At 37.5% G+C, this 22,475-nt stretch carries 21 protein-coding genes, 1 tRNA gene and 1 other annotated feature; of the genes, 9 read left to right on the forward strand and 13 right to left on the reverse strand.

The window, feature by feature from the left end; genetic code table 11:
* Positions 1 to 434: 434 nt before the first annotated feature.
* Positions 435 to 1,481: a Fic family protein gene (locus U0M88_RS10180; RefSeq protein ID WP_331869737.1), complete on the forward strand. Its 1,047-nt coding sequence runs from the start codon at positions 435 to 437 to the stop codon at positions 1,479 to 1,481.
* A gap of 107 nt (positions 1,482 to 1,588) precedes the next feature.
* Here the strand turns inward: U0M88_RS10180 and U0M88_RS10185 are convergent, their stop codons facing one another.
* From U0M88_RS10185 to U0M88_RS10220, 8 genes are all read right to left on the reverse strand, one after another.
* Positions 1,589 to 2,086, reverse strand: a complete 498-nt coding sequence (locus U0M88_RS10185) for a helix-turn-helix domain-containing protein (RefSeq protein ID WP_331869738.1) — start codon at positions 2,084 to 2,086, stop codon at positions 1,589 to 1,591.
* A gap of 106 nt (positions 2,087 to 2,192) precedes the next feature.
* Positions 2,193 to 2,720 (reverse strand): flavodoxin domain-containing protein, encoded by a 528-nt coding sequence (locus U0M88_RS10190; RefSeq protein ID WP_331869739.1) that lies wholly within the window; start codon positions 2,718 to 2,720, stop codon positions 2,193 to 2,195.
* A gap of 52 nt (positions 2,721 to 2,772) precedes the next feature.
* On the reverse strand, positions 2,773 to 2,937 hold the full coding sequence (locus tag U0M88_RS10195; RefSeq protein ID WP_167698284.1) for a hypothetical protein: 165 nt from the start codon (positions 2,935 to 2,937) through the stop codon (positions 2,773 to 2,775).
* Between the two features lie 211 nt (positions 2,938 to 3,148).
* Entirely contained in the window at positions 3,149 to 3,916 is a 768-nt protein-coding gene (locus U0M88_RS10200; RefSeq protein WP_195222295.1) for a response regulator transcription factor, read from the reverse strand.
* Entirely contained in the window at positions 3,909 to 5,474 is a 1,566-nt protein-coding gene (locus tag U0M88_RS10205) for a sensor histidine kinase (protein WP_331869740.1), read from the reverse strand. The genes U0M88_RS10200 and U0M88_RS10205 overlap by 8 nt, the downstream gene beginning before the upstream one ends.
* 229 nt (positions 5,475 to 5,703) lie before the next feature.
* A complete protein-coding gene (locus U0M88_RS10210; protein WP_331869741.1) occupies positions 5,704 to 7,374 on the reverse strand; it encodes an ABC transporter permease in 1,671 nt (556 codons plus the stop codon).
* Positions 7,371 to 8,459: an ABC transporter ATP-binding protein gene (locus U0M88_RS10215; protein WP_117445911.1), complete on the reverse strand. Its 1,089-nt coding sequence runs from the start codon at positions 8,457 to 8,459 to the stop codon at positions 7,371 to 7,373. Before U0M88_RS10215 ends, U0M88_RS10210 begins: the two co-directional genes overlap by 4 nt.
* A 12-nt stretch (positions 8,460 to 8,471) precedes the next feature.
* The gene (locus tag U0M88_RS10220; RefSeq protein ID WP_272001928.1) at positions 8,472 to 9,491 is read right to left on the reverse strand and encodes an extracellular solute-binding protein; all 1,020 of its coding nucleotides are present in this window, start codon (positions 9,489 to 9,491) and stop codon (positions 8,472 to 8,474) included.
* A 498-nt stretch (positions 9,492 to 9,989) separates the two neighbouring features.
* On the opposite strand from U0M88_RS10220, the gene U0M88_RS10225 reads away from it, so the two are divergent.
* Both U0M88_RS10225 and U0M88_RS10230 read left to right on the forward strand, forming a co-directional pair.
* Positions 9,990 to 10,763 carry an AlbA family DNA-binding domain-containing protein gene (locus tag U0M88_RS10225; protein ID WP_220412060.1) on the forward strand — a complete coding sequence of 258 codons (774 nt, stop codon included), beginning with the start codon at positions 9,990 to 9,992 and terminating at the stop codon, positions 10,761 to 10,763.
* Positions 10,764 to 10,880: 117 nt separating this feature from the next.
* Positions 10,881 to 11,423 carry an ATP-binding protein gene (locus U0M88_RS10230; protein WP_220412061.1) on the forward strand — a complete coding sequence of 181 codons (543 nt, stop codon included), beginning with the start codon at positions 10,881 to 10,883 and terminating at the stop codon, positions 11,421 to 11,423.
* Positions 11,424 to 11,576: 153 nt separating this feature from the next.
* Here U0M88_RS10230 and U0M88_RS10235 read toward each other — a convergent pair.
* Positions 11,577 to 11,653 (reverse strand) — tRNA-Arg (locus U0M88_RS10235).
* A 90-nt stretch (positions 11,654 to 11,743) separates the two neighbouring features.
* Between U0M88_RS10235 and uraA the strand changes: the two genes are divergently transcribed.
* From uraA to U0M88_RS10250, 3 genes are read left to right on the forward strand one after another with little or no spacing between them, the layout of a single operon-like run.
* Positions 11,744 to 12,997: a uracil permease gene (uraA, locus tag U0M88_RS10240; RefSeq protein WP_168965349.1), complete on the forward strand. Its 1,254-nt coding sequence runs from the start codon at positions 11,744 to 11,746 to the stop codon at positions 12,995 to 12,997.
* Between the two features lie 37 nt (positions 12,998 to 13,034).
* Positions 13,035 to 13,928 carry an iron-containing alcohol dehydrogenase gene (locus U0M88_RS10245; protein ID WP_331869742.1) on the forward strand — a complete coding sequence of 298 codons (894 nt, stop codon included), beginning with the start codon at positions 13,035 to 13,037 and terminating at the stop codon, positions 13,926 to 13,928.
* A complete protein-coding gene (locus tag U0M88_RS10250; RefSeq protein ID WP_331869743.1) occupies positions 13,918 to 15,297 on the forward strand; it encodes an aldehyde dehydrogenase in 1,380 nt (459 codons plus the stop codon). The genes U0M88_RS10245 and U0M88_RS10250 overlap by 11 nt, the downstream gene beginning before the upstream one ends.
* A gap of 16 nt (positions 15,298 to 15,313) precedes the next feature.
* Here U0M88_RS10250 and aroF read toward each other — a convergent pair whose 3' ends face one another.
* The 3 genes from aroF to U0M88_RS10265 form a co-directional block, all read right to left on the reverse strand.
* Complete coding sequence (gene aroF / locus U0M88_RS10255) at positions 15,314 to 16,318, reverse strand: 3-deoxy-7-phosphoheptulonate synthase (RefSeq protein ID WP_117445915.1); 1,005 nt, start codon at positions 16,316 to 16,318, stop codon at positions 15,314 to 15,316.
* Between the two features lie 33 nt (positions 16,319 to 16,351).
* Positions 16,352 to 16,584, reverse strand: a binding site (T-box leader).
* Between the two features lie 28 nt (positions 16,585 to 16,612).
* Entirely contained in the window at positions 16,613 to 19,114 is a 2,502-nt protein-coding gene (locus U0M88_RS10260; protein ID WP_320802591.1) for a glutamate-cysteine ligase family protein, read from the reverse strand.
* Entirely contained in the window at positions 19,098 to 19,640 is a 543-nt protein-coding gene (locus U0M88_RS10265; RefSeq protein WP_168965341.1) for a DJ-1/PfpI family protein, read from the reverse strand. The genes U0M88_RS10260 and U0M88_RS10265 overlap by 17 nt, the downstream gene beginning before the upstream one ends.
* A 112-nt stretch (positions 19,641 to 19,752) precedes the next feature.
* Here U0M88_RS10265 and U0M88_RS10270 point away from each other — a divergent pair, with 112 nt between their 5' ends.
* The 3 genes from U0M88_RS10270 to U0M88_RS10280 all read left to right on the forward strand — a co-directional run bounded on the left by U0M88_RS10270 (position 19,753) and on the right by U0M88_RS10280 (position 21,531).
* Positions 19,753 to 20,514 (forward strand): SIS domain-containing protein, encoded by a 762-nt coding sequence (locus tag U0M88_RS10270; protein WP_331869745.1) that lies wholly within the window; start codon positions 19,753 to 19,755, stop codon positions 20,512 to 20,514.
* Entirely contained in the window at positions 20,486 to 21,052 is a 567-nt protein-coding gene (locus U0M88_RS10275; protein WP_331869746.1) for an HdeD family acid-resistance protein, read from the forward strand. Before U0M88_RS10270 ends, U0M88_RS10275 begins: the two co-directional genes overlap by 29 nt.
* A 62-nt stretch (positions 21,053 to 21,114) precedes the next feature.
* Positions 21,115 to 21,531, forward strand: a complete 417-nt coding sequence (locus tag U0M88_RS10280) for an RrF2 family transcriptional regulator (RefSeq protein WP_331869747.1) — start codon at positions 21,115 to 21,117, stop codon at positions 21,529 to 21,531.
* A 418-nt stretch (positions 21,532 to 21,949) separates the two neighbouring features.
* Here U0M88_RS10280 and U0M88_RS10285 read toward each other — a convergent pair whose 3' ends face one another.
* On the reverse strand, positions 21,950 to 22,420 hold the full coding sequence (locus tag U0M88_RS10285) for a hypothetical protein (protein ID WP_331869748.1): 471 nt from the start codon (positions 22,418 to 22,420) through the stop codon (positions 21,950 to 21,952).
* Positions 22,421 to 22,475 lie beyond the last annotated feature (55 nt).

Below are 22,475 nucleotides of genomic sequence, written 5' to 3' on the forward strand. Positions count from 1 at the left end.
CATAACAAGCACTTATGCTTTAATTTACGGCATTAAACGCTCCCAAGAGGATAATCGAACTTCTAGCTACCACGGTTCGCAGAGAACTCCTAAGCGGTAGATTGATGGTTCGAATCCATTCGAGGACGCCAGAAATTATCGCTGCCAACCATTATTTATTGGTTTGCAGCGTTTTTATTTGCTTCTGTCAGCCTAACGGCTTGAAAAATAGAGATTATGCACAGAAAGCACCTGCCTAAAGAAACTGGACAAACTAAGAAGAGTGGTAGTTTTATCACCTGTTCATGAAAACTTATAATAAGAAGGTGGTAATTTGCCCTTATAATTGCATAAATCCCTTAAATTTTATTGAAAATAAGAGGACTTTCCCCCAAAAGTTTAATTTTCCCTTATTTTATGCTAATATTTAAGGGAATAAAGGAGATTATAAGGGAATGCGTATATTTAATTATTCCAAAATTCAAGAACAAAAGTGGGACTCAGATATTCTGGGTCTGATTGCGGCAATCTACAAAGAAGCCGGAAAACAGGAGCTATATTTAAAGCAGAGACCAGATGAATTGGAAAAGCTAGTGGAGATTGCAAAAATACAGAGCACTGAAGCATCTAATGCCATTGAGGGTATCAGAACTACAAACACCCGTATCCGACAATTAGTAGAAGAGAAGACAACACCAAGAAATCGAGACGAGCAGGAAATTGCAGGTTATCGAGATGTACTGAACCTCATCCATGAGAACTTTGATGCCATCCCTGTCACACAAAATTACATCCTGCAGCTCCACAAGATTCTATACAACCACATGAACAATCCCATGGCAGGCAGAACCAAAAGCGTGCAGAACTATATCAGCGCTACCTATCCTGATGGTCATGTGGAAACCTTGTTCACGCCTTTGGCCCCTTATGAAACGCCAGAAGCACTAGACAGCATTTGCAAGGAGTATAATCGTGTCATTGGAAACATGGAAGTAGAACCACTGATTATCATTCCTGTGTTCATCCACGACTTTCTCTGTATTCACCCTTTCAATGATGGAAATGGCAGAATGAGCCGTCTTCTGACCACGCTTTTGCTCTATCGCTGTGGTTTTTATGTAGGTAAATATATCTCGTTAGAGGCCAAAATCGCAAAAAATAAGGATCTCTATTACGATGTCCTAGGTCAGGTACAGACTGAATGGCATGAAGGTACTGAAGATATTGTTCCTTTTATCAAGTATTTGCTGGGAATCATTCTTTCTGCTTATAAAGACTTTGAAGATCGCTTTGACTTGGTAGAAACCAAACTATCTGCCCTGGAAACTGTGCATCGGGCTACAATGAAAAAAATCGGTCGTTTTACCAAACAGGACATCCGTGAACTTTGCCCTTCTCTCAGTATCAGCTCTATTGAAGGAGCTTTACGGAAATTAGTCGCTGCCGGAGAATTAAAACGAGAGGGCGCTGGAAAAAACATCTGCTATTACAGATTAAAATAATTATTAGTGACTTAGGTGTGTTCCTTTAATCGGATATTGAAGAAATAAAACGTGTAAGATGAGTTATTTGCTCTTTCTTTACACGTTTTATATTGTATTCTCTGAACTTAGTCTCTATTGGTAGTACGCTCTTTAAACTCTCTTATTTTTAATCCCCATCGTCCTGTAACAATCAAAATCAACGCTAATGTGGCAAAAGTTACCCCATTGCAGAATCCATAGATGAAATCAATAATATCATTTTGATTCAGATAGTTAGATAAAATATAACTAATGAGCATCAGCACCATGCTAAAGAGAACGAGTATCTGCGTAATTTTTTTCATTTTCTTCTTTTCTTCATTCTCTAATTCAGCAACTTTTAAAACTGTACTTTCCACATTATCTGTCATTTCATTTCTTTGACCATCTAACAATTCCTCAAGACTCACACCATAAAAACGAGCGAACTCAATAAGAATATCAATATCCGGTAAACCTTTTCCTTTTTCCCATCTTGATATAGATTTATTGGATACAAATAGAATATCTGCCAATTGTATCTGTGTTAGTTCTTTTTCATGTCTTAATTTTCTTAAGAAATCACCAATCTTTTTTTGGTTCATGATCTTTCCTCTCGATAAAACTATAAGTTATGGAACGGAGTTATAAAATGACATGTCACAAGATTCATTCTCGTTGCATGAGAAATATAGAAAAAAGCTCTATTTCTTATATTTCACAAATTATTTTTTCGAGATCTTGAAAGTTTGTGAAGTCCACTTTTTTATTATAAGTCTCTATTATGGCTCGATCGACGGCCGTTAATGTTTCCTCTGGTTTGTTTTTTATCGCATTATATAACAATTTCATCATTGCCTTATGTCCAAAGCTTAACTTGTTATAGTCAATGGCACCTCTGAAATGAAAGATCTTTTTTATAGACTTAAAAATTTCGTTTGGTATTTGATTGTGCATATTCTTTTCTATAGCATGAATATTCTTATCATCTAAAGGATCTGATAAACCAATCGTGACAAGAATAATTGTTTTACCGGAAGCATCTTTTATCTTTTTAAATGTCTTAGCCAATCCTAAAACACTGCCTGCATACAAGCTGCCTATATAAATGATCTCATCGTACATATTTATGTCTTGAACATTTTCAAAAGAAACAGCATTTATATTTGTTCTTTTAGAAAGTTCTTTCGCATATCTTTGAGCTGTTCCATAACGAGAACCATATAGAATGATGTTCATATTCGTTTTCCTCTTCTTCCATTCTCTCTGATATTCGATTGTGAATATCCCATCATGTTTTACTTGTTTCAAACACCAAAATAGATTTAGCTGAACCTGTTATGGAAAAAGTAATCAGCGTATAACCTTTTTGCGTCATCTCATTTGCCTTTTCTTCTATCTTTTGTGCCAGATCATTCGCTTTTGGTGTATAGTCTATGACAATCGTTTTATACATATTCATACCTCTTTACATTTACTAAATTGTTTATATTCAGTATAACGATCAATTCTGGTTTTATCGCAATAGATAGGTAAAATCGCAGTAAAACTTACGCTTCTATAAAAAAATAAAGAGATCATATAAGTTGTGTACGAAACTTGCACGATCTCCTAATATCTATTTAACATTCTTTATTATTCTATGATTCATAAGTTTCCAGTTCTATCTACAATACAATCATATTGGTAAACTGACTCGGTGTATAACCAGTGTACTTCTTAAACACCGTACTAAAATATTTATAGTCACTAAATCCGCAAATATCCGAAATTTCCGTTAAACCATAAGTTCCTTTTTTCATATATTCAATAGACTTTTGAATGCGGAAACGATTTAAGTACTCATTAAAGGTCATCTGTGTAACTCTTCGAAATCGCTTTGATAATAAAGATTCACTGTAATTTAAAACATCGGCTATATCGGATAAAAATATCTTTTCTGAGTAATGAAGATTGATGTATTCCATGATTTTATCAACCAGATGATCTTCTTTATTTAAAGTTTCTAGAAGTTGAATATGTTCGATCTGATTTTTTTCTTTCAACAATCCGCTAATTTTACTGGATAAATCAAAACCGGAAACGATACTTTGAATCACATTGTTCAATTCTTCCTTATCAATAGGTTTCATCAAATAATCACATACACCTAATTTAATCGCCTTTTTCGCATAGGAAAACTCATCATAACCGGAAATGATGATCGAGGTGTAATTGTACTCTAGAGTTTGTTCAATCATTTCTATACCACTCATTAAAGGCATGGTGACATCGGTTATTACGATATCCGGTTTCTTTTCTTGAATCAGTTTTATGCCTTCTACACCATTACCAGCCTCACCGATTAAGATACAGTTCAAAGCGGAAAAATCAATGGACATGATAATTCCCTTGCGAATTGCTTCTTCATCTTCAATGACTACTACTCTATACATGATATTTTGCCCCCTTTAGATGAATACAGATCGTTACTGTTGTTCCTTCTCCAAGCACACTTTCAATTCTTAATTTACTGTCGATGCCATACATCAAACTTAACTGTCGATTTAAATTGTACAACCCATGATGATTCATCTGGTTTTGATCAGATTCTAAATTGTAACGGATTTCCTCCAGCTTATCCTGAGCGATTCCATTTCCATTATCCTGAACGCTGACATACATTTTATCGTCTTCGATATAAGCCTTTACATGAATACACAACGTCTGGTGATATCGAAAACCATTTTTAATACTGTTTTCTAAAAGTGGTTCGATCATTAAACGTGGAATAATTTGATTTTCGCATTCTTCCTGAATATCAAAAGTGACTTGCAGTCGATCTTTGTAGCGATAATTCTGAATATCCAAATATTCCTGAATGATTTCTAAATCATCTATAAAATATACTTGTGAAATGGAATTATCCATGCTGTAGCGGAGAATGGAAGTTAGTTTCAAGATCAAACGATCTACGGCTTTGGCATCAAATAGGACTGCCGATCGAATCGTTTCTAACGTATTATAGAGAAAATGCGGATTAAACTGAGCTTCCAGTCGTTTCATCTCGCTGATCTTATTTAAATAATACAATTCACCATTCCGTCTTCCTACTTTTTCAATCGCCACAACAACATTATTAATATCTTTTGACAACATCTGAAATTCATCATCGGTATCAATGGTCACCAGATGATCGATATCTCCTTTTTTGATGATTTCCATCTGTTCCACTAACTTATCAATACTGCTGCTGTTGCTTTTGGCTAACATCATAATATTTCTTTTACTGATCAAATAAGTCGCAAGGGAAAACAATAGGATAAATAGAATCGCCGACCGATATAAAATCAAATAATCCAGGAAAGAAACAATGGATACGATTTGTATTCCTTCTTTATAGCCTTTGACTTGAATCCGTAATAAATCACCATTTCGGATGTGATAACCGGATGAATCTAATCCATGATCCAATCGTTTTAAATATCCGGAAATATATTCCGGCGTACTTGTTGCGATCACATTGCCAAATTTATCGATAATGGAGCCTTTATCCTCCAATAAACTCAATTCATAATTCAATGAATTGGGATCGTAATAGTAAGAGACATAACCCTTTAATACATTATTCTGAAAAACGCCTGTCGTTAAAACTAATTTTGACTTTTCTTCTTTTTCCCGAATCGTACTTGTGATATATTCGCCTTCTTTTAATTCATCTCTATTGAAATTTGGTGTTTTCCTTACACTATGCATATCACCGATGGAAGAAAAAATCAGATGACCCTGATCATCAAACAACAACATCTCACATTCAATCGGAACGGAGGACTTATAATGATAATACGTTTGAAATACTTTTTCTTCATTTTCCGGATGCGCAAGATAAGCTAATAAATTATTGTTGTGGTTATGGAACGATATATTCTCTTCAAAGCTTGTAAAAATAGTATCTAAGATTTTTGTATAATCTTGTATGACTCTCTCATTCTTTTGAACTTGTGTGATAAACATACTGATGATAAGAATGATGATAAATATCATTACAAATATAAGAATGTATATTTTGGTCAGTTTTTCCATCGAGTGGTACAATTTCATCTTATATTTGCTCATAAATATCTTCCCTTCATATGAAAAACTAGAGATATAGACCTCTATACCTCTAGACAAGCTATGTTTCTAATGAATTTAGTTTTCTATTTACATCTGGCTCTCAATGTAACATCACCAATAATACATATTATATTTCTAGATTATCACTTTTTGATACTTTCATAAAGATTAACAGTGAGATAATTGTCAATATCGTTAAGATGGTCGATAGAGCAGCGGCCACCCCATAATTTCCTCTCAATACTTGTTGGTAGATCGAAACTGTCAATGTTTGCGTTTTTACCGTATATAACAAGATGGCTGTTGACAGTTCAGATATCATAGTAACCCAACTCAAAATAGCACCCGCAATGATTCCATTGGCCATCATAGGCACAGTAATGGTAAAGAATGCTTTTAGCTTCATACAACCTAAGCTTAACGCTGCTTCTTCAATACTCATCGGTATCTGTTGTAGCGTTGCTGTTGAAGATCGTATCGTGTAAGGCAAACGACGAATGACCAGCGCAATGATCATAATCAATGAAGTTCCCGCAATCGCTAAGATTCCTGAATTGGCAATACCTGTATTAAACGATGTCAAAAGGGCAATACCTAAAACAGTTCCCGGCACGATATAAGGAATCATACTGAGCACATCAATACATCCGGTTGCGGTATTTCTTCTACGTACTGTTAAATAGGAAATCAATACAGCCAACAAAATAATGATGACTAGGGCAGCTGCCGGAATAAAAATGGTATTTTGTATAGAATTTCCTACTCGTGAAAATGCCGTTTGATAGGAATTTAACGAATACCCATCCACAAAGATCTTTCCTCGTGTATTTAAGAAAGAAGTGTAGATGACATAAAGCTGTGGCAATATAGCTAAGGCAACAACACCATAGCTATAGATATAAATCCCTGCTTTGGCAAATGGTTTGGCCTCTTTTTCTACAATAGGATGCAGCGAATTCATTGTAAAGCTTTTCTTATTCGCAATATATTTTTGAATTAAGAATACGATTGTTGTAATCAAAATAGCAATGATCGCAATAGCAGCCGCAAAGCCCTCACTTCCTCCGACTTCCCCGACAAACTCTGTATAAATCAATACCGGGAAAGTTCGATATCCTTCTCCAATCAACATCGGCGTACCAAAATCAGCTAATGATCGCATAAACACTAAGAGTGCTGCCGCCAGTAAAGTCGGAACGATTAAAGGAATAATGACTTTAAAAAATCGTCTAGCTCCGGTACAGCCTAAGTTTTCACTTGCCTCTAATAAGGAATTATCTACATTTCTTAATGCACCTTGTACATATAAGAATACAAGAGGAAATAACTGGAGTGTAAATACTAATAAAATACCGCCAAATCCATAAATATCCGGAAGCTGAATATTCAATACATCCTGGAAAAAGCGCAGGATCACACCATTTCTTCCTAATAAAAGCACCCAGGAATAAGCGCCGATAAACGGTGCAGACATGGAAGCTACGATAATTAAGATTTGCAGTAGCTTTTTGCCTCTGATTCGATACAAAGTAAAGAAATAAGCTAACGGTGTACCGATCATTAAAGATAAAATCGTTGCACAAATGGAAACCTTAAAGCTGTTCATCAACGTATCAAAGTAATACGACTGTGAAAAGAATTTAGTGAAATAATCCAATGTAAACTGATGCGTTCCCGACTCAAAGAAAGCTTGCAGTAATAGTTTTCCCACCGGATAAATCAGAAACAACGTATATAGGGCAATGACAACAATCGTAATGGTCTTCCACGGATCTATTTTTATCTTCTTTGATTTCATGCTTCATTTCCCAACGTATAGTTGATTTCACCTGTTGTATCATACACATTGATCTTATGTGTTTTGATAGACAAATGAACTATACTTCCTTTTTGAATGTTCTCTTTTAGATCCGATTCTCTGACCACTTCCACTTGTGTCCCATCTTTTAGACGGCAATGGTAGTGAGTATATAACCCTAGGAAAATACTATCTTCGATTGCTGCCGGAATACCATTCGGTTCCGTGGTAAACTCAAATTCTTCCGGTCGAATGGAAACCTTTACTTCCTGATCTGGAATGATTTTAGGCAGTGTAATCGGTATCCAGTTATCGTCATTGATCTTTAACATGGTTTCATTGCCAATGGTTTGAACATGAGCCTCTAAAATATTGGTTCTTCCAATAAAAGTAGCTACAAACACATTGTTTGGGCGATGGTAGATTTCTTTCGGTGTTCCAATATGTTGAATCACACCTTCCTTCATGATGGCAATACGATCACTGACAGCCATGGCTTCTTCCTGGTCATGTGTTACATAAACAGTAGTAATCCCTACTTCTTCCTGGATGGCACGAATCGCTTCACGCATCTCCACACGCAATTTCGCATCCAAATTACTAAGTGGCTCATCCATCAATAATACATCCGGCATAATGGCTAAAGCTCTAGCCAAAGCTACACGCTGTTGCTGCCCACCGGACAATCTTTCCGGCATGCGATCTTGATACGTGTCAATTTTCATCAATTTTAAAAATTTATCCGTATATTTTTTGATTTCTTCTTTAGGTAACTTTCTTTGTTTCAAACCAAATTCTACATTTTGTCGAACTGTTAAATGTGGAAATATCGCATAGTTTTGAAATACCATTCCGATATTTCGTGTGCTGGGATCTTTGTCGTTGATTCGTTCTTCATTGAAGTAAAAATTTCCACCTTCGATACTGTTAAATCCCGCAATCATTCTCAGCAATGTTGTTTTCCCACAACCACTAGGGCCTAACAGTGTGAAGAATTCTCCATCTTTTATTTCCAAGTTAAGATTGGGGATGATTGTCACATCACCATATTTCTTAACCGCTGATTGAATTGAAATCTTGCTCATAACAACTTTCCTTTACTTCTCAGAAGAAATGCTTGTATAGATTTCTTTATAGTGATCTACAATGTCATCTTTATGCGCAATGACATACTCACTATCTTCTTTCAATGTTTTAATTTCAGAAATTGGTTTCATGATATCTCCAATCTGAACATCTTTTAATACCGGTCGGTTGGTTGTGGTCAATCCCAAATTATCCTGACAATCCTGTGATTGCAGATAATCGATGAATTTCTTTGCGTTATCCATATGTTTGGCATTTTTAATGATACCGGCATTAGCTGGAAGATATACCGTTCCTTCACTTGGATAAACCACTTTAACAGGTGCTCCATCCTTTTCTAACGTTACGCATGGGTCTTCATAAGATAAACCAACGACCATTTCTCCATCTGCTACTGATTTATAAACAGAACTGGAACTTGATAATACTTTACCGTCAATATTCTTAAACAAATCTTCTACAAACTTCCAAGCTTCATCACTTTCATAACCACCTTTTGCCAACAAGATATTTGTCAACTGTGCAAAAGCACTGGATGAATTGGATGGATCTGCCGTTGCGATCTTTCCTTTTAGTGCCGGATTTAATAAATCTTCATAAGATTCTACTTTAATATCCCCAATTAAATTCGTATTGACAATTAAACAACTGCCATCCAGTGTGTAGCTTGAAGCAATACCGGATTTGTTTTGATATTCTTCAATGACCAGATCATCATTTTCACCAACATATTCCTCAAATAAATCTTTGTTGGTCAAATAATGTGAATTTTGTCCACCAAACATTACATCCGCAACCGGATCATCTTTTTCCGCTTCCAACTTCTTGATCGATTCACCCGTACCAACTTGTTGAAGTTCAACCTTGATACCCGTTTCTTCCTCAAATGCCGGAATGACTGCTTCGATCAATCCTTCGGAATTCGGCGAATAGATAACCAATGTATTATCCTTTTCTTCCTGTCCGGAACAACCAACCAATGCACAAGCCATACAAGCTGCCAAAATTGATGATGTCACAAATTTTTTCATGATTTTATTTGTACAGTATTTCTAACTGTACATCTCCCTTCTTTGTTTTTTAAGTGAATGTTTACATACATTTCATTTATCCTTTCCATGTAAAAAATAGGAATAATTGCATGCATGTATGATATTTGAACCGGTTTCCATATAGAATTTAAATTTTCATCCTTTTTGACAAAACGTTTTGTTTCTATACTTAGTATAGGCTAGATTCATCATTGGTTTAAACCCAATATTCGATAATAACTTCTAAAAATCCGCAATGATTCTATACATAAATTCAAGATATTCGTAAATTATAGAAAACAAGACATTTTATAATTGATCTTGCATGATAGAGGATATCGAATAAAATAGCTTATTCTATAAAAAACTTAAATAAACAGAGGATGTATAATCACTCTTACTCCTATGAACAGTTTATTACGCGAGGGGTAGAACGGGGTAGTATTTCTAATATGCATAATGATAAAATATTCATAGAAAGCTAAAGAGGTGTCTATTTTGCTACCAAAAATCTTAACATTAGAGTATTTATCAAATGAAAAAGAAGGACAGTATCTTGATAGAAAAAGTGCAAGAATAAAACCAAGTGATATCGCGAGGCATATAGTAGCTTTTGCAAATGCAAATGGTGGTGTTCTTGCTATTGGCATTGAAGATAATGGAGAAATAACCGGATTCAACAATAAAGACTCAAAGTCAATAAATGACTTTTTAAATGTTCCATTTTCTTCATGTAAAGGAAGATTAAAAGTTGAACATGAAATTCGAAAAGTAACTATTGATTCAAAACAAGACTCAATATTATTACTTTTTATTGAACCAAGTGAAGATGCTGTAATAAAAACAAGTGATGATAAAGTGTACCTTCGTGTTGGTGACAAATCTAAACTTTTAAATCATGAGCAAGTAACGCAACTTGAATATGATAAAGGTGAGAGAATATTTGAGGACATTATTGTTGAAGATTCTTCAATAGATGATGTAGATTTACAATTACTTCAACAGTACAAAGAAAAGTTAGGTACATCATTATCTTATGAAGAAATCTTGGATGCACGAGGTTTGTTAAAAAAAGGCCATCTAACAAATGCAGGTATTCTTCTTTTTGCAAAGCATCCTACCAAATTTTTGCCAAATGCTCGATTACGATTGTTAAAATTTGATGGAACGCGCTTCGAAACAGGGCAACGATTAAATATCATTAAAGAAATAAATTATGAAGATGCAATTCCTAAGATAATTCAGAAAGTTAAAAATGCAATAACCTTATAATTACGAGAATTTCAATATCTCGATGAAAACGGAGTTTTTAAAGTAATCCCAGAATATCCTGAATTTGCTTGGTTTGAAGGTATAGTTAACAGTTTGACACATCGTAATTATTCTATTATGGGTGATCATATTCGAGTATCTTTATACGATGATCGATTAGAAATATTAAGCCCCGGTAAACTTCCCAATATTGTCACTTTAGATAACATGCTAAATACTAGATATTCTAGGAATCCTAGAATAGCACGTGTATTAGGTGAATTTGGTTGGGTGAAAGAGCTTAATGAAGGAGTAAAAAGAATTTATGATGAAATGCAAATGTACTTTCTTAAATCCCCAACCTATTCAGAGCCTAACGGGAACTCTGTACTATTGGTTTTGGAAAATAGCATTACCTCTAGACAGTTAAGAACAGACGATAAAATCTCCTCAATGTTTGATCAAGAAATATTAGGACAATTAAACGAATTTGAAACGACAATCATTCAGTTTTTAACCAACAACAAATCCATCACAATAAAAACTGCTAAAAATATTCTTCATAAGGGAGACACTTTCTCTAGAAAACAGTTAAAACATTTAGAAGAATTAGACATTATCGAATGGCATGGAAGTAATAAAAGTGATCCAACTCAGTACTATACATTGAAATCAAAATAGAGTTGTTCTACACATGTTTCATCTTAAATTGTTTCAAATAAAGTAGATTAAGGATTTCATCCATGTGGTTGAGATCCTGTTTACTATGTTTTACATTTTTCTTTTTAAGGACAAAAAAAACATCCACTACCCAGTGAATGTCTTTTTCTTTTATGGCGCGCCTGACAGGGCTCGAACCTACAACCGCTTGAATCGGAATCAAGTACTCTATCCAATTGAGCTACAGGCGCATTTGCCTATTCATTATACAACAAAATCAGTAGAATTCCACTTCTGTTTTATGGTATATTGGGAAAAGAAAATTTTTAAGAGGAGGATATATGGCCAAAAGAATTATACAAGTTGATGAAAAAGTTCCCGGCAAGTTATTGCTGCCACTGAGTATTCAACATATGTTTGCGATGTTTGGTGCCAGTGTGCTGGTTCCGTTTATGTTTGGAATCAACCCAGCAGTTGTTCTATTCATGAATGGTATCGGTACTTTACTATTCATCTTTATCACGAAAGGAAAAGCGCCGGCTTACTTGGGAAGCAGCTTTGCCTTTATCGCACCGGGAAATGCAATCATTGCCAGTATGGGATATGAGTATGCCCTTGGAGGATTTGTTGCGGTTGGTTTTTGTGGTTGTTTGCTTGCCGGTATCATTTATAAATTTGGTACAAAATGGATCGATGTCGTGCTGCCAAGCGCTGCCATGGGACCTGTTGTCGCATTGATCGGTCTGGAACTTTCTTCCAGTGCTGCCAGTACCGCCGGATTATTGGATGAAGTCATTCAATTCAACAATGTTCTGGTTTTTGGTGTTACTTTAGGTGTTGCCGTGATCGGAAGCGTCTGCTTTAAAAAGTTTCTAAGTGTCATTCCTATTTTGATTGCTGTTGTTGCCGGCTATATCACAGCTGTTTGTGTAGGAATGATCGACTTTACACCTGTTGTTGAGGCAAGCTTCTTTGCCCTACCTAACTTTTCTTTCCCAAAATTTGATATCAATGCGATCTTAATGATGCTTCCGGTGTTGTTGGTCATCGCCAGCGAACATATCGGGCATCAGATCGTTACCGGAAAAATCATCGGACGCAATCTGATCAAAGATCCAGGTTTGCATCGTTCATTGTTTGCCGACAATTTTTCCAGTATGCTTTCTGGTTTAATTGGTTCCGTTCCTACCACAACGTATGGAGAAAACATTGGCGTTATGGCTATTACCGGTGTTTACAGCGTTCAAGTCATTGCCGGTGCTGCCATTCTTTCCATCATATGTTCCTTTATCGGACCATTGGCCGCATTGATTCAGACGATTCCCAACCCGGTCATCGGCGGTATCAGTTTCTTATTGTATGGAATGATCGGTACCAGTGGTCTTCGCATCCTTGTTGACAATAAAGTCGATTATGGAAAGAGTGTAAACATGGTATTGACCAGCGTTGTCTTCGTTGTAGGTTTAAGCGGTGTAACCATCACCATTGGAAGTATCTCCTTATCCGGAATGGTTCTTGCCTGCATTACCGGAATGTTGATGTCATTACTGTTCTACGCATTTGAAAAACTTCATCTTCTCAACGAAGAATCTTAAAAGGTGTCCTGCGACATCTTTTTTATTGACACGATGTATGGCTCGTGATAAAACGTGGTTTGGAAACTTTGAATATCAAAGAAAGGAAGATTTTATGAATCCGATCCAGAAATTCTACTGTCGTATATATCAAAACGTACTGCATTTAGCTTTACCGTTTTTACCGTATCGAAAACCGGAAATACTTTCCAGTATCTTTGCTTTACCGGATTTATTTCATGAAAAGAAGATTTCGACTGTCTTATTGATCACCGATAAAAGCATTCGCTCTTTTGGATTAAGCTTTCCTTTGAAACAGGAGCTTAAAAATCAAGATATCGAATGTATCGTTTATGATGACACCGTACCTAATCCTACCAGCGACAATGTCGAAGAAGCACGTAAGCTTTATATCGATCATCACTGTGAAGCCTTGATTGGTTTTGGCGGTGGCTCCTCCATTGACTGTGCCAAAGCGGTACACGACGGAAATGATCTGGATGCCCGAAAAAATATGTTGGAAGCGGCCTTTTTAGCCGGTAATGCGTTTTCACAATCTTATGTTGGTTATGTACATGCGATTGCACATTCCCTGGGCGGACAATACAATGTGCCCCACGGGTATGCCAATGCCGTCATACTGCCAATGATCCTGGAAGCTTATGGCGAACATGCGACCAAAAAGCTGGCTGAGCTGGCCATCGTCTCCGGTACCAGTAGAGACCCCGATCCAGCAGTAAGAGCCAAAGCCTTTATTCAAGCCATCAAAGAAATGAAATCCGTATTCTCGATTCCGGATACTTTCAAAGAGATTCGTGAAGAGGACATTCCTATGCTTGCCAAACAGGCAGCCCATGAGGCAAACCCACTCTATCCGGTCCCTGAGGAAATGAATGCCAAAGAGCTGGAACAGTATTATAGAAAATTGATGGAGGACGGACATGGAAACTAAAGAAATTCAAGCCATACTACAAAAACAACGTGCCTACTTTCAAAGCGGTGCCACATTACCGGTAGAAAAGCGTATTGAAAGTCTGCAGCGATTAAAAAATACCATTTTGGCCAATCAGGATAAAATTGAAGAAGCTCTGCGTAAAGATTTAGGAAAAAGCAATACCGAAAGCTATATGTGTGAAGTGGGTCTGGCGCTTAGCGAATTAACCTATATGATACGACATACGCGAAAATTTGCCCGTGAAAAAAGAGTTCGTACCCCACTATCACAATATGTATCCCGCAGCTTTATCAAGCCTTCTCCTTATGGAGTCGTACTGATTATGTCGCCATGGAATTATCCGTTTATGTTGACGATCGATCCATTAGCGGATGCGATTGCCGCCGGCAATACTGTTATTTTAAAACCCAGTGCATATTCCCCACACACCAGTGCCATCATCGAAAAGATCATTCGCTTCGCCTTTGATCCGGAATATGTCACCTGCATCACCGGTGGAAGAAAAGAAAACCAGGCTTTACTGGAGCAGAAGTTCGATTACATTTTCTTTACTGGTTCTAAAAATGTCGGTCGTACCGTCATGGAAAAGGCAAGCCGCTATTTAACGCCGGTCACCTTAGAATTAGGTGGAAAAAGTCCCTGTATCGTTGATGACAGTGCAAAAATTGATTTGGCCGCCAAGCGTATCGTCTTTGGAAAATATCTAAACTGCGGCCAAACCTGTGTGGCACCGGACTATATTCTATGTGATGAAAAAATAAAAGATCATCTGATTCAAGCATTGATCCGTGAGATTCAAAGGCAATATGGTTTAAAACCACTGGAAAATGCCCATTATGGAAAAATCATCAATGAGAAACATTTTCATCGTCTTTGTTCTTTGATGGATGAAGAAAAGTGCGTATATGGTGGGCAAACCAATCATCAAACGCTACAGATCGCACCCACTGTTTTTGATTCGATCACCTGGAAAGATGCCATCATGCAGGAAGAAATCTTCGGCCCATTGTTGCCGATATTGACATATCATGACATAAATGAGGCAATCCGCACGATCGAATCGCATCCGCATCCTCTGGCTCTGTACATTTTCTCGCAAAATAAGACAAATATCGAAAAGATCAAACAACACTGTCAGTTTGGCGGAGGCTGCATCAATGATACGATTATTCATCTAGCCACATCACAGATGGGATTTGGCGGTGTCGGTGACAGCGGCATGGGAAGTTATCATGGTAAAGTCGGATTTGATACTTTCTCGCATAAAAAAAGCATGGTTGATAAAAAGACATGGATCGATCGTCCTATGCGCTATCAACCATATAAAAGCATCTATGATAAAATGATACATTTCTTCTTAAAGTAGGCAATGCCTGCTTTTTTTATCGCACTGCCTCCAGCTTGCGAATATCTTTTAATAAGTTATCATAGCGGTCTGGTTTTAAAGACTGTGGCCCATCACAAAGGGCATTTTCCGGATCGTTATGCACCTCTATCATTAAACCATCACATCCGGCTACAACTGCCGCTTTGGCCATTGGTTCTACTAACCACCATTTACCACCAGCATGGCTGGGATCAATAATAACCGGCAAATGGGTCAATCGTTTTAAGACCGGGATCGCCTGAAGATCCAGGGTATTTCGTGTGTATGTTTCAAAGGTACGAATGCCTCTTTCACACAATATGACATTTGGGTTTCCGTTGGCCATGATATATTCGGCAGACATCAGCCATTCTTCATACGTATTGGATAAACCGCGTTTTAAAAGAACCGGTTTTTTAATACGTTGTCCCACTTCTTTTAACAGATCAAAATTCTGCATGTTTCTTGCCCCGATTTGTACCAGATCAACTTTATCATTAAACTCATCAATATGTTTTTCGGACATCAATTCCGTAACGATCGGCAATCCGGTTTCTTCTTTTGCCTCTACCAATAAGTCTAAAGCGGTAGATCCCATTCCCTGAAAAGAATATGGTGATGTTCTTGGCTTAAAAGCGCCGCCTCTTAACAGATTGGCACCACTGGCTTTAACTCGTCTGGCCACTTCTAATACTTGTTCTTTCGATTCTACCGAGCAAGGTCCGGCAATCAAAGTCAAGGCCTTGCCGCCTACCGGAATACCGGCTACATCGATCACAGAGTCTTCCGGATGAAAGGCGCGATTGGCCAGCTTATAAGGCTCACTGACCTTCATGATTCGCTCAACGCTTTCTTCGACTTCAATACGTTTTGGATCGACACGTGTCGTATCTCCCACCAAACCTACGATCAAAGTCTCTTCTCCCTGAGAAATATGAGTTTTTAATCCCAGCTTTTCAACTTTGTCTAATACGCGTTTTACTTCATTCTCCTTCGCATTTTGTTTAAATACAATGATCATCGTGTTTCCTCCTATATAAAAAGTCCCTTCCACCATAAGGGCGAAAGGGACGATCGCGTTACCACCTTAGTTCAAAGAAACCTCACAGTTTCTTCCTTATCGAGTACCAACATACTCTAACACTATAACGGGTGTACCCGGAACCACCTACTTATTTCGGCATCCTACTCCAAGACGTATTCCATAAAGATTCCGTTCTTCTTTTCACCAACCAGAAGTTCTCTAAGCCTTCCTCTTTATGTACTCTTTCTTTTCTTTGTATTTCCTATATTTTAAAAAAGGTGTCGCACTTTGTCAACGAAGAAACAACGTCGGAATCGTTTTTTCATTATATTGGGTCGATATGATTCCGCCATCGCTGCAGCGTGAATACACACCGGCAAAGTGTCCGTTATATACATACAGACCGCTCATATTGGAATAGTCCTTAAGTTCATCAAAATTGACCAGATCAATATTCTTTGTCTTATATGGTGTAATATACTTTTGTACGATATAATTCGCATCTAAATGTTGGGATACAACCTGATTCCACTGATTCTGATGAAGATCAATGCCGGCCCATACGCCTTTGGATGCATAGGAATCTTTCGGCTTGATGATCCAATGATCTTTATCCTGAATCTTCTCGACGACATCCTGTGTCAAATCGTACGTGATCGGACAATGTTTTTCAATAAAAGAAACTTCATCCGGTGTAAAATACTTCTGCATAACAGGATTCATCAATACTTGGGTAATTTGTTTATGATGTACCAGCTGTGTCTGAAAGGCTCCGATACAACAAACATCATGATGCAGATATGCCTGAATAAAAGGCTGAACCTGCTCATAGTGATCCATCACATCCCGCGTAACCGCTCTTCGATAGATGACATCGATGACTTTACCGGTCTTTTGGGAATACAGCTTTCCATCTTTATAGTCTAAATCACGAATATCAACCACTTCGCAGTCGTACCCTTTTTGTTTAAATACATCCTCAAAAACATAGAGCTCTGTATAATACGCATTCTCCAAAAAATCACAAATTCCGATTCTTGCCTTTTCACAAACCTTAGGGTCTTCTTTCATTGTCTGGATAAACGCATTCGCCCAGCTTTGTACCAGTTCCGGAATCTCATAATCCTCCGGATCACGTTGGAAGATATTATTGAAAGCTAAGAAATCATTTAACCGTTTGTTTTCGTTCATAGCCGATGTACCATCGGTATTAAACTCACAGAAATGGAAATCTTTGGTTTGTTCGTTATAGAAGATATCCACTCGACAGATTGGAATCGGACTTGTATATGCCGGCTCACATAAGATTAATTCTTCCAATTCACGAGAAAAACCAAACAGTTTGCGAATTTGCACATCGGTTTTATATGCCTGAATCACTTTGGTAAAAATCGAATATGTCGTATCTACGATTTTTTCAAAACGATGTTTATCTTCCTGGGTAAAGATCTTTGGGATATGCAGCGTACGTGTGTACATATTTCCACCCAGATTCAACTCGCTTTTTTGAATGGCTTCGGTTATGCGCAATGCGCTCTCCTTAGATTCCAGCGGATGCATCAAAATAGCTTTCTGGTACGTTTCTTCGATCGAAAGATTGGGTATCAAACTTTTTGTATTGACCAATTCCTCCAATGGAAGAAGATAAGATTTTTCTTTTTCCGTCAAACCTTTTTTGGCATCAAAAATCATTTCTTTCAACAAATTCTGAACCGGCTTTCCATACACGATCGTATCATAACGATCCTTACGCAATGCTTCTTTTGCCTGTAAAATCGTTTCGATAGAATGTGTCAAAGAAGAATAAGTTTCTATATTTTCCTGTTGGTAGAAAAGACCTTTAACTAATGCACAATAAGCCTGTGTATAAATAGGCGGCATACTGTCGGCACTGCGAATTTCTATAAACTGTTTTAAACGCACATCCAAAAACAACATGGAAAGATAATGTGCGATTTCTGTCTTACCATATCCATATATCCCTGCTACCTGGGCACAAGTTTGATCCTTTACATCAATAAAATTTCCATGATCATTCATAACGATCAAAGGCACTTGTTCTAAAAATCGAGCATAGGCATCAAAGCCAAAGTTTTCTTCAAATAACGATGGAAGGATACCGCAGCGTGCAGGATCGGTATGTGACCAGATTGAATCTCGCAACAAAACATCCTCATTTTTCTTTCCGGCATACATTGGCGTATGACTAGATAGAAATGCCAACAATGGATGTAAGATATTGGCCATGCGATACTTTTGAATGAAATCTTTTTCATCTGTATAATCCACACTGACATGGACGGCAGCCGTAGCCTTCATCATCTCCAGTCCTCTGGTTGACACATTTTTAAAGTATTGAGCCATCAGACGATAGCGTTCTTTATCAATCAGGACAACGTCTTCCTGTCCAATCGTAGGAAGGCCGCCGCTATAGATCAGATCGTAGCCTCTTGGATGAATATACGCCAGGATCGAAGAAACAGTCCTCAGATAAATTTCCATCATCTCTTGAAGATTGTTCATACATCGTAATGATATTTCAAGCTGGCATCCCGGCTCCAGTGTGATCAGCACATCCTCAGATTCTAATGCGATCAGTAAATCTTGTTCATAATAAGCATGCGGAAAATCTTTGCGCAAAAATTCTAACAATTGTCCAATACCATTTTCTCCATCATAAGGCATAGGACGGCCATCGTTGCGCGAAATCAAAAAATGTTCCACTTCCAAGCCAATCGAACCGGTCAGGTTCGGCTTACAACCTTGTTTAAAGTATTCAGTGAACGGCATCATAATAAATTGACTGCTTTACTTCCTTTGTTTTTTCCTGTCCCAGCAGCTTTTCAATAATCGCAAACGCAAATTCAATGCTGGCGGCTGCCGAGATTCCGGTAATCAAATTGCCATCTGTTACCGTATAAGCATATTGATACGTTCCACCAAAATCTTCATTCATGCTCTGAAAACAAGTATAATTCTTTCCTTCTAAAAGGCCCAGTTTTCCCAAAATCGTCGGTGCAGCACAGATAGCTGCCAAAACCTTGTCTGCCGCAAAAGCTTTTAACTGTTCACACACCTTCTCATTTTTTTCTATCTTTTGCCAATGTGGACCACCTGGTAACACCAGACAATCGGCCTGATCAAAATCATAAGAATCAAACGGGATTGCCGGAGAATACGTAACTCCAAAGCGACCTGTTACTTCATGACCTTCTATACAAACCAGATCGACATCGATTCCGGCTCTGCGCAATAACGCAATAGGACCCATGGCTTCTAATTCTTCAAAACCATTATCCATGACAACACATACTTTCATCGTAATCACCTCAGGTAAAGTATATAACGAAGACTTCCTATAGACAATTTGTTTGAACAGATTTCCATATCCGCAAGAAAATGATACAATAAAGAAAACCGAGGTACTCTGTATGGATTTTGCCAAACGATATTATGACTTTTTAGAACAAACGCTGCGAAATGTGTATCAATCCAATAAAGATCACATTCAAGAAGCAGCCGATCTTCTCTATCAGACACAATGTAACAACCATACGATTTATACTTTTGGCACCGGTCATTCCCATATGATCGGACAAGACCTTTATGCGCGTGCCGGTGGTTATGCCAAGATCTATCCGATTGATGAAATCGAACTGAGTCTTGCGACACATCCGACAAAAAGCACGCAAATCGAGCGTATGGCTGAATATGCCAATGTGTTGGAGCACTTATATGATGTACGATACGGCGATGTCGTAATCGTAACCAGTAACTCCGGAAGAAATGCCTTAGTAATCGAATATGTTTTACGACTGCGTAAAAAAGGCGTAAAGATCATTGCGATTACCTCGCTGAAACATTCTCAAAACACAGAAAGCCGACATAAAAGTAAAAAACGCTTGTTTGAGCTGGCCGATATCGTTTTAGATAATCAAGCTCCGTTAGGAGATGCCGGCGTAGCCATTGACGAAAACATAACTATGGGACCGGTCAGTACGATCACAGGTTGTTTTTTAAGCCAGTGCATGATAGGAAGCATGGTAGAAAAACTAAAGGAAAATGGTATGGATGCACCTGTATTTCACTCCAGTAACACTGATGGTGCAGATGCATATAATCAGGCTTTATTTGATACCTACATTTTAAAGAAAGGAAATGAATATGAATCGCTTAATGAATCCCAATTCTAAAGAAGTCAGAATCATGGCCTTGGTTTATATTATTGCCGGAATTCTGCTCTTTATCTTAAATAATGACTTTTTAATGATTGCGGTGCGCATATTTGGTGTAATCTTGATCGCAATTGGCGGCACTTTATTATATACTTATTTCGGAAAACGTCTATCTGTTGACGCCAGCCCCTTGTTTGCCGGACTGCCCAGTGTTCTGATTGGGATCTTGATGATCGCATCTCCGGAATCCATCATTTCGATTCTACCAATCCTGGCTGGAATTCTGTTGATCATCAACTCCATCATCCAACTCCAAAAAGCATTTCTTTTACGAGACTATGGATTTGACAACTGGAAGATTACGGCAGGTATTGCGGTATTTGCTTTAATCGTAGGCGTTATCTTATGGCTCCGTCCATTACAGTCGGTTGTGTTCATTTTACAGATCATCGGCTGTGCATTGATTTTTGAAGGTGCCATGTTATTTGGCTTTGATCACACGGTAAGAAAGTACAAAAAACGATTTGAAAAGGAACAGAACGATTTTTTTAACTAAAAATCTGTTCTTTTTCTCCATGGATATTCAAAATTTAGGGAGAGGGGTGTAAAATATAGATTATGAAGATCTCAACTAAAGGAAGATACGCATTGCGTATGTTAATCGATTTAAACCGTTATCAGGGTGATGGATATGTATCCTTAAAAGACGTTGCCCAAAGAGAGAACATCTCAAAGAAATATTTGGAACAGATTGTACCAGTTTTGAATCGTTCTGGTATTCTGTGTGCAAACCGTGGTTATCAAGGCGGATATCGTTTAGCCAGTCCGGCAGATCAGATCAGTGTATATGATGTTTTAAAAGCAACAGAGGTAAGTTTAGCCTGTGTTGCCTGTCTGGAAGAACATGCCATGCCTTGCGAGCGAAAAGAGTTTTGTCCAACTTTACCGGTCTGGAAAAAGTTTGATGAACTTGTTAAAGACTATTTTTCCAAGATTACATTACAAGATATGATTCAACAACAAGGAGAAGAGTAATCTTCTTCTTTTTTTTGTACAAAAAGAAATCACCCTGCAGACGTGCCACAAGGTGATTCTTATCAAGATAAATGGGAATCCCAACTACATAGCCGCGAGGAAACCAGCGGACAGTTCGCTATATTCCTAACCTTTTTTCGCGGTTTTCAACATAGGTATGTCTGCACAACATTCATCCAAAATCGTTGATCAAATACACTTTCAAACAAAAAAAATCACAAAGAATATATCCTCTAAAATACAGATCGAATAATATAAGGAACAAAATCAATAAAAGGATTTTAACCTTTACCCTTACAGTCATCAGCTGTACGCTCTATCAATTGAGCTATATCGATTCATCGTGTTCATCATCTAAATGTAAGATTCCCTATACGGGAGAACGAAGTTTATGGTTTTCATGCAGCAGGAAGCTTTATCAGTTGATTTCTATAAAAGTTGTCGCATTCGATACTTTGATCTTTGTATCCAGTTCATTCAAGATCGTTTCTCTTCTTTCATTCAGTTCGTCAATTTTTTTGCGCACATTTAACGGATCGATCAATTCCGTTGTATTCTCCTGTACATAGGCATCAACAACCTTTAAAGGCGTTTCATCTTTTGTCTTTGTATCTTTTCCCAAGATGCTCAAGCGCATAGTTTCTGCCGTATTCTGTAAGCCCTTGTTTTTCTGTTCCATAACTCGTATTTTTTCATTGAGTTCCTCCTGCAGTTTCATCATGAGGTTTCCTTCAAAATTAGAATCCGAGTCATAGGCATTACTGCAGTTTAAACGACTGCGAAGGGCTAATGCATTCGCAATTGACATCGTTCCATAACTTGTTTCAATCATCGTTTCCGCATTAGAACGCAATATTGCCTGATCGACTTTATCATACCAGTGAATCAAATCAATGATTTGTTGATAAGAAGAACGTGCCCAATGTCATTAAGTTAAGAAAATG

This window comes from Faecalicoccus sp., assembly GCF_036552745.1.
Classification (GTDB): Bacteria; Bacillota_I; Bacilli_A; order Erysipelotrichales; family Erysipelotrichaceae; genus Faecalicoccus.

Bases quoted from the DNA above. Each gene is read 5' to 3' on its own strand.
- U0M88_RS10180 (WP_331869737.1), top strand. From the start codon at position 435: ATGCGTATATTTAATTATTCCAAAATTCAAGAACAAAAGTGGGACTCA.
- U0M88_RS10185 (WP_331869738.1), bottom strand. From the start codon at position 2,086: ATGAACCAAAAAAAGATTGGTGATTTCTTAAGAAAATTAAGACATGAA.
- U0M88_RS10190 (WP_331869739.1), bottom strand. From the start codon at position 2,720: ATGAACATCATTCTATATGGTTCTCGTTATGGAACAGCTCAAAGATAT.
- U0M88_RS10195 (WP_167698284.1), bottom strand. From the start codon at position 2,937: ATGTATAAAACGATTGTCATAGACTATACACCAAAAGCGAATGATCTG.
- U0M88_RS10200 (WP_195222295.1), bottom strand. From the start codon at position 3,916: ATGTATAGAGTAGTAGTCATTGAAGATGAAGAAGCAATTCGCAAGGGA.
- U0M88_RS10205 (WP_331869740.1), bottom strand. From the start codon at position 5,474: ATGTTTATCACACAAGTTCAAAAGAATGAGAGAGTCATACAAGATTAT.
- U0M88_RS10210 (WP_331869741.1), bottom strand. From the start codon at position 7,374: ATGAAATCAAAGAAGATAAAAATAGATCCGTGGAAGACCATTACGATT.
- U0M88_RS10215 (WP_117445911.1), bottom strand. From the start codon at position 8,459: ATGAGCAAGATTTCAATTCAATCAGCGGTTAAGAAATATGGTGATGTG.
- U0M88_RS10220 (WP_272001928.1), bottom strand. From the start codon at position 9,491: ATGAAAAAATTTGTGACATCATCAATTTTGGCAGCTTGTATGGCTTGT.
- U0M88_RS10230 (WP_220412061.1), top strand. From the start codon at position 10,881: ATGGGTGATCATATTCGAGTATCTTTATACGATGATCGATTAGAAATA.
- uraA (WP_168965349.1), top strand. From the start codon at position 11,744: ATGGCCAAAAGAATTATACAAGTTGATGAAAAAGTTCCCGGCAAGTTA.
- U0M88_RS10245 (WP_331869742.1), top strand. From the start codon at position 13,035: ATGGCTCGTGATAAAACGTGGTTTGGAAACTTTGAATATCAAAGAAAG.
- U0M88_RS10250 (WP_331869743.1), top strand. From the start codon at position 13,918: ATGGAAACTAAAGAAATTCAAGCCATACTACAAAAACAACGTGCCTAC.
- aroF (WP_117445915.1), bottom strand. From the start codon at position 16,318: ATGATCATTGTATTTAAACAAAATGCGAAGGAGAATGAAGTAAAACGC.
- U0M88_RS10260 (WP_320802591.1), bottom strand. From the start codon at position 19,114: ATGATGCCGTTCACTGAATACTTTAAACAAGGTTGTAAGCCGAACCTG.
- U0M88_RS10265 (WP_168965341.1), bottom strand. From the start codon at position 19,640: ATGAAAGTATGTGTTGTCATGGATAATGGTTTTGAAGAATTAGAAGCC.
- U0M88_RS10270 (WP_331869745.1), top strand. From the start codon at position 19,753: ATGGATTTTGCCAAACGATATTATGACTTTTTAGAACAAACGCTGCGA.
- U0M88_RS10275 (WP_331869746.1), top strand. From the start codon at position 20,486: ATGAATCGCTTAATGAATCCCAATTCTAAAGAAGTCAGAATCATGGCC.
- U0M88_RS10280 (WP_331869747.1), top strand. From the start codon at position 21,115: ATGAAGATCTCAACTAAAGGAAGATACGCATTGCGTATGTTAATCGAT.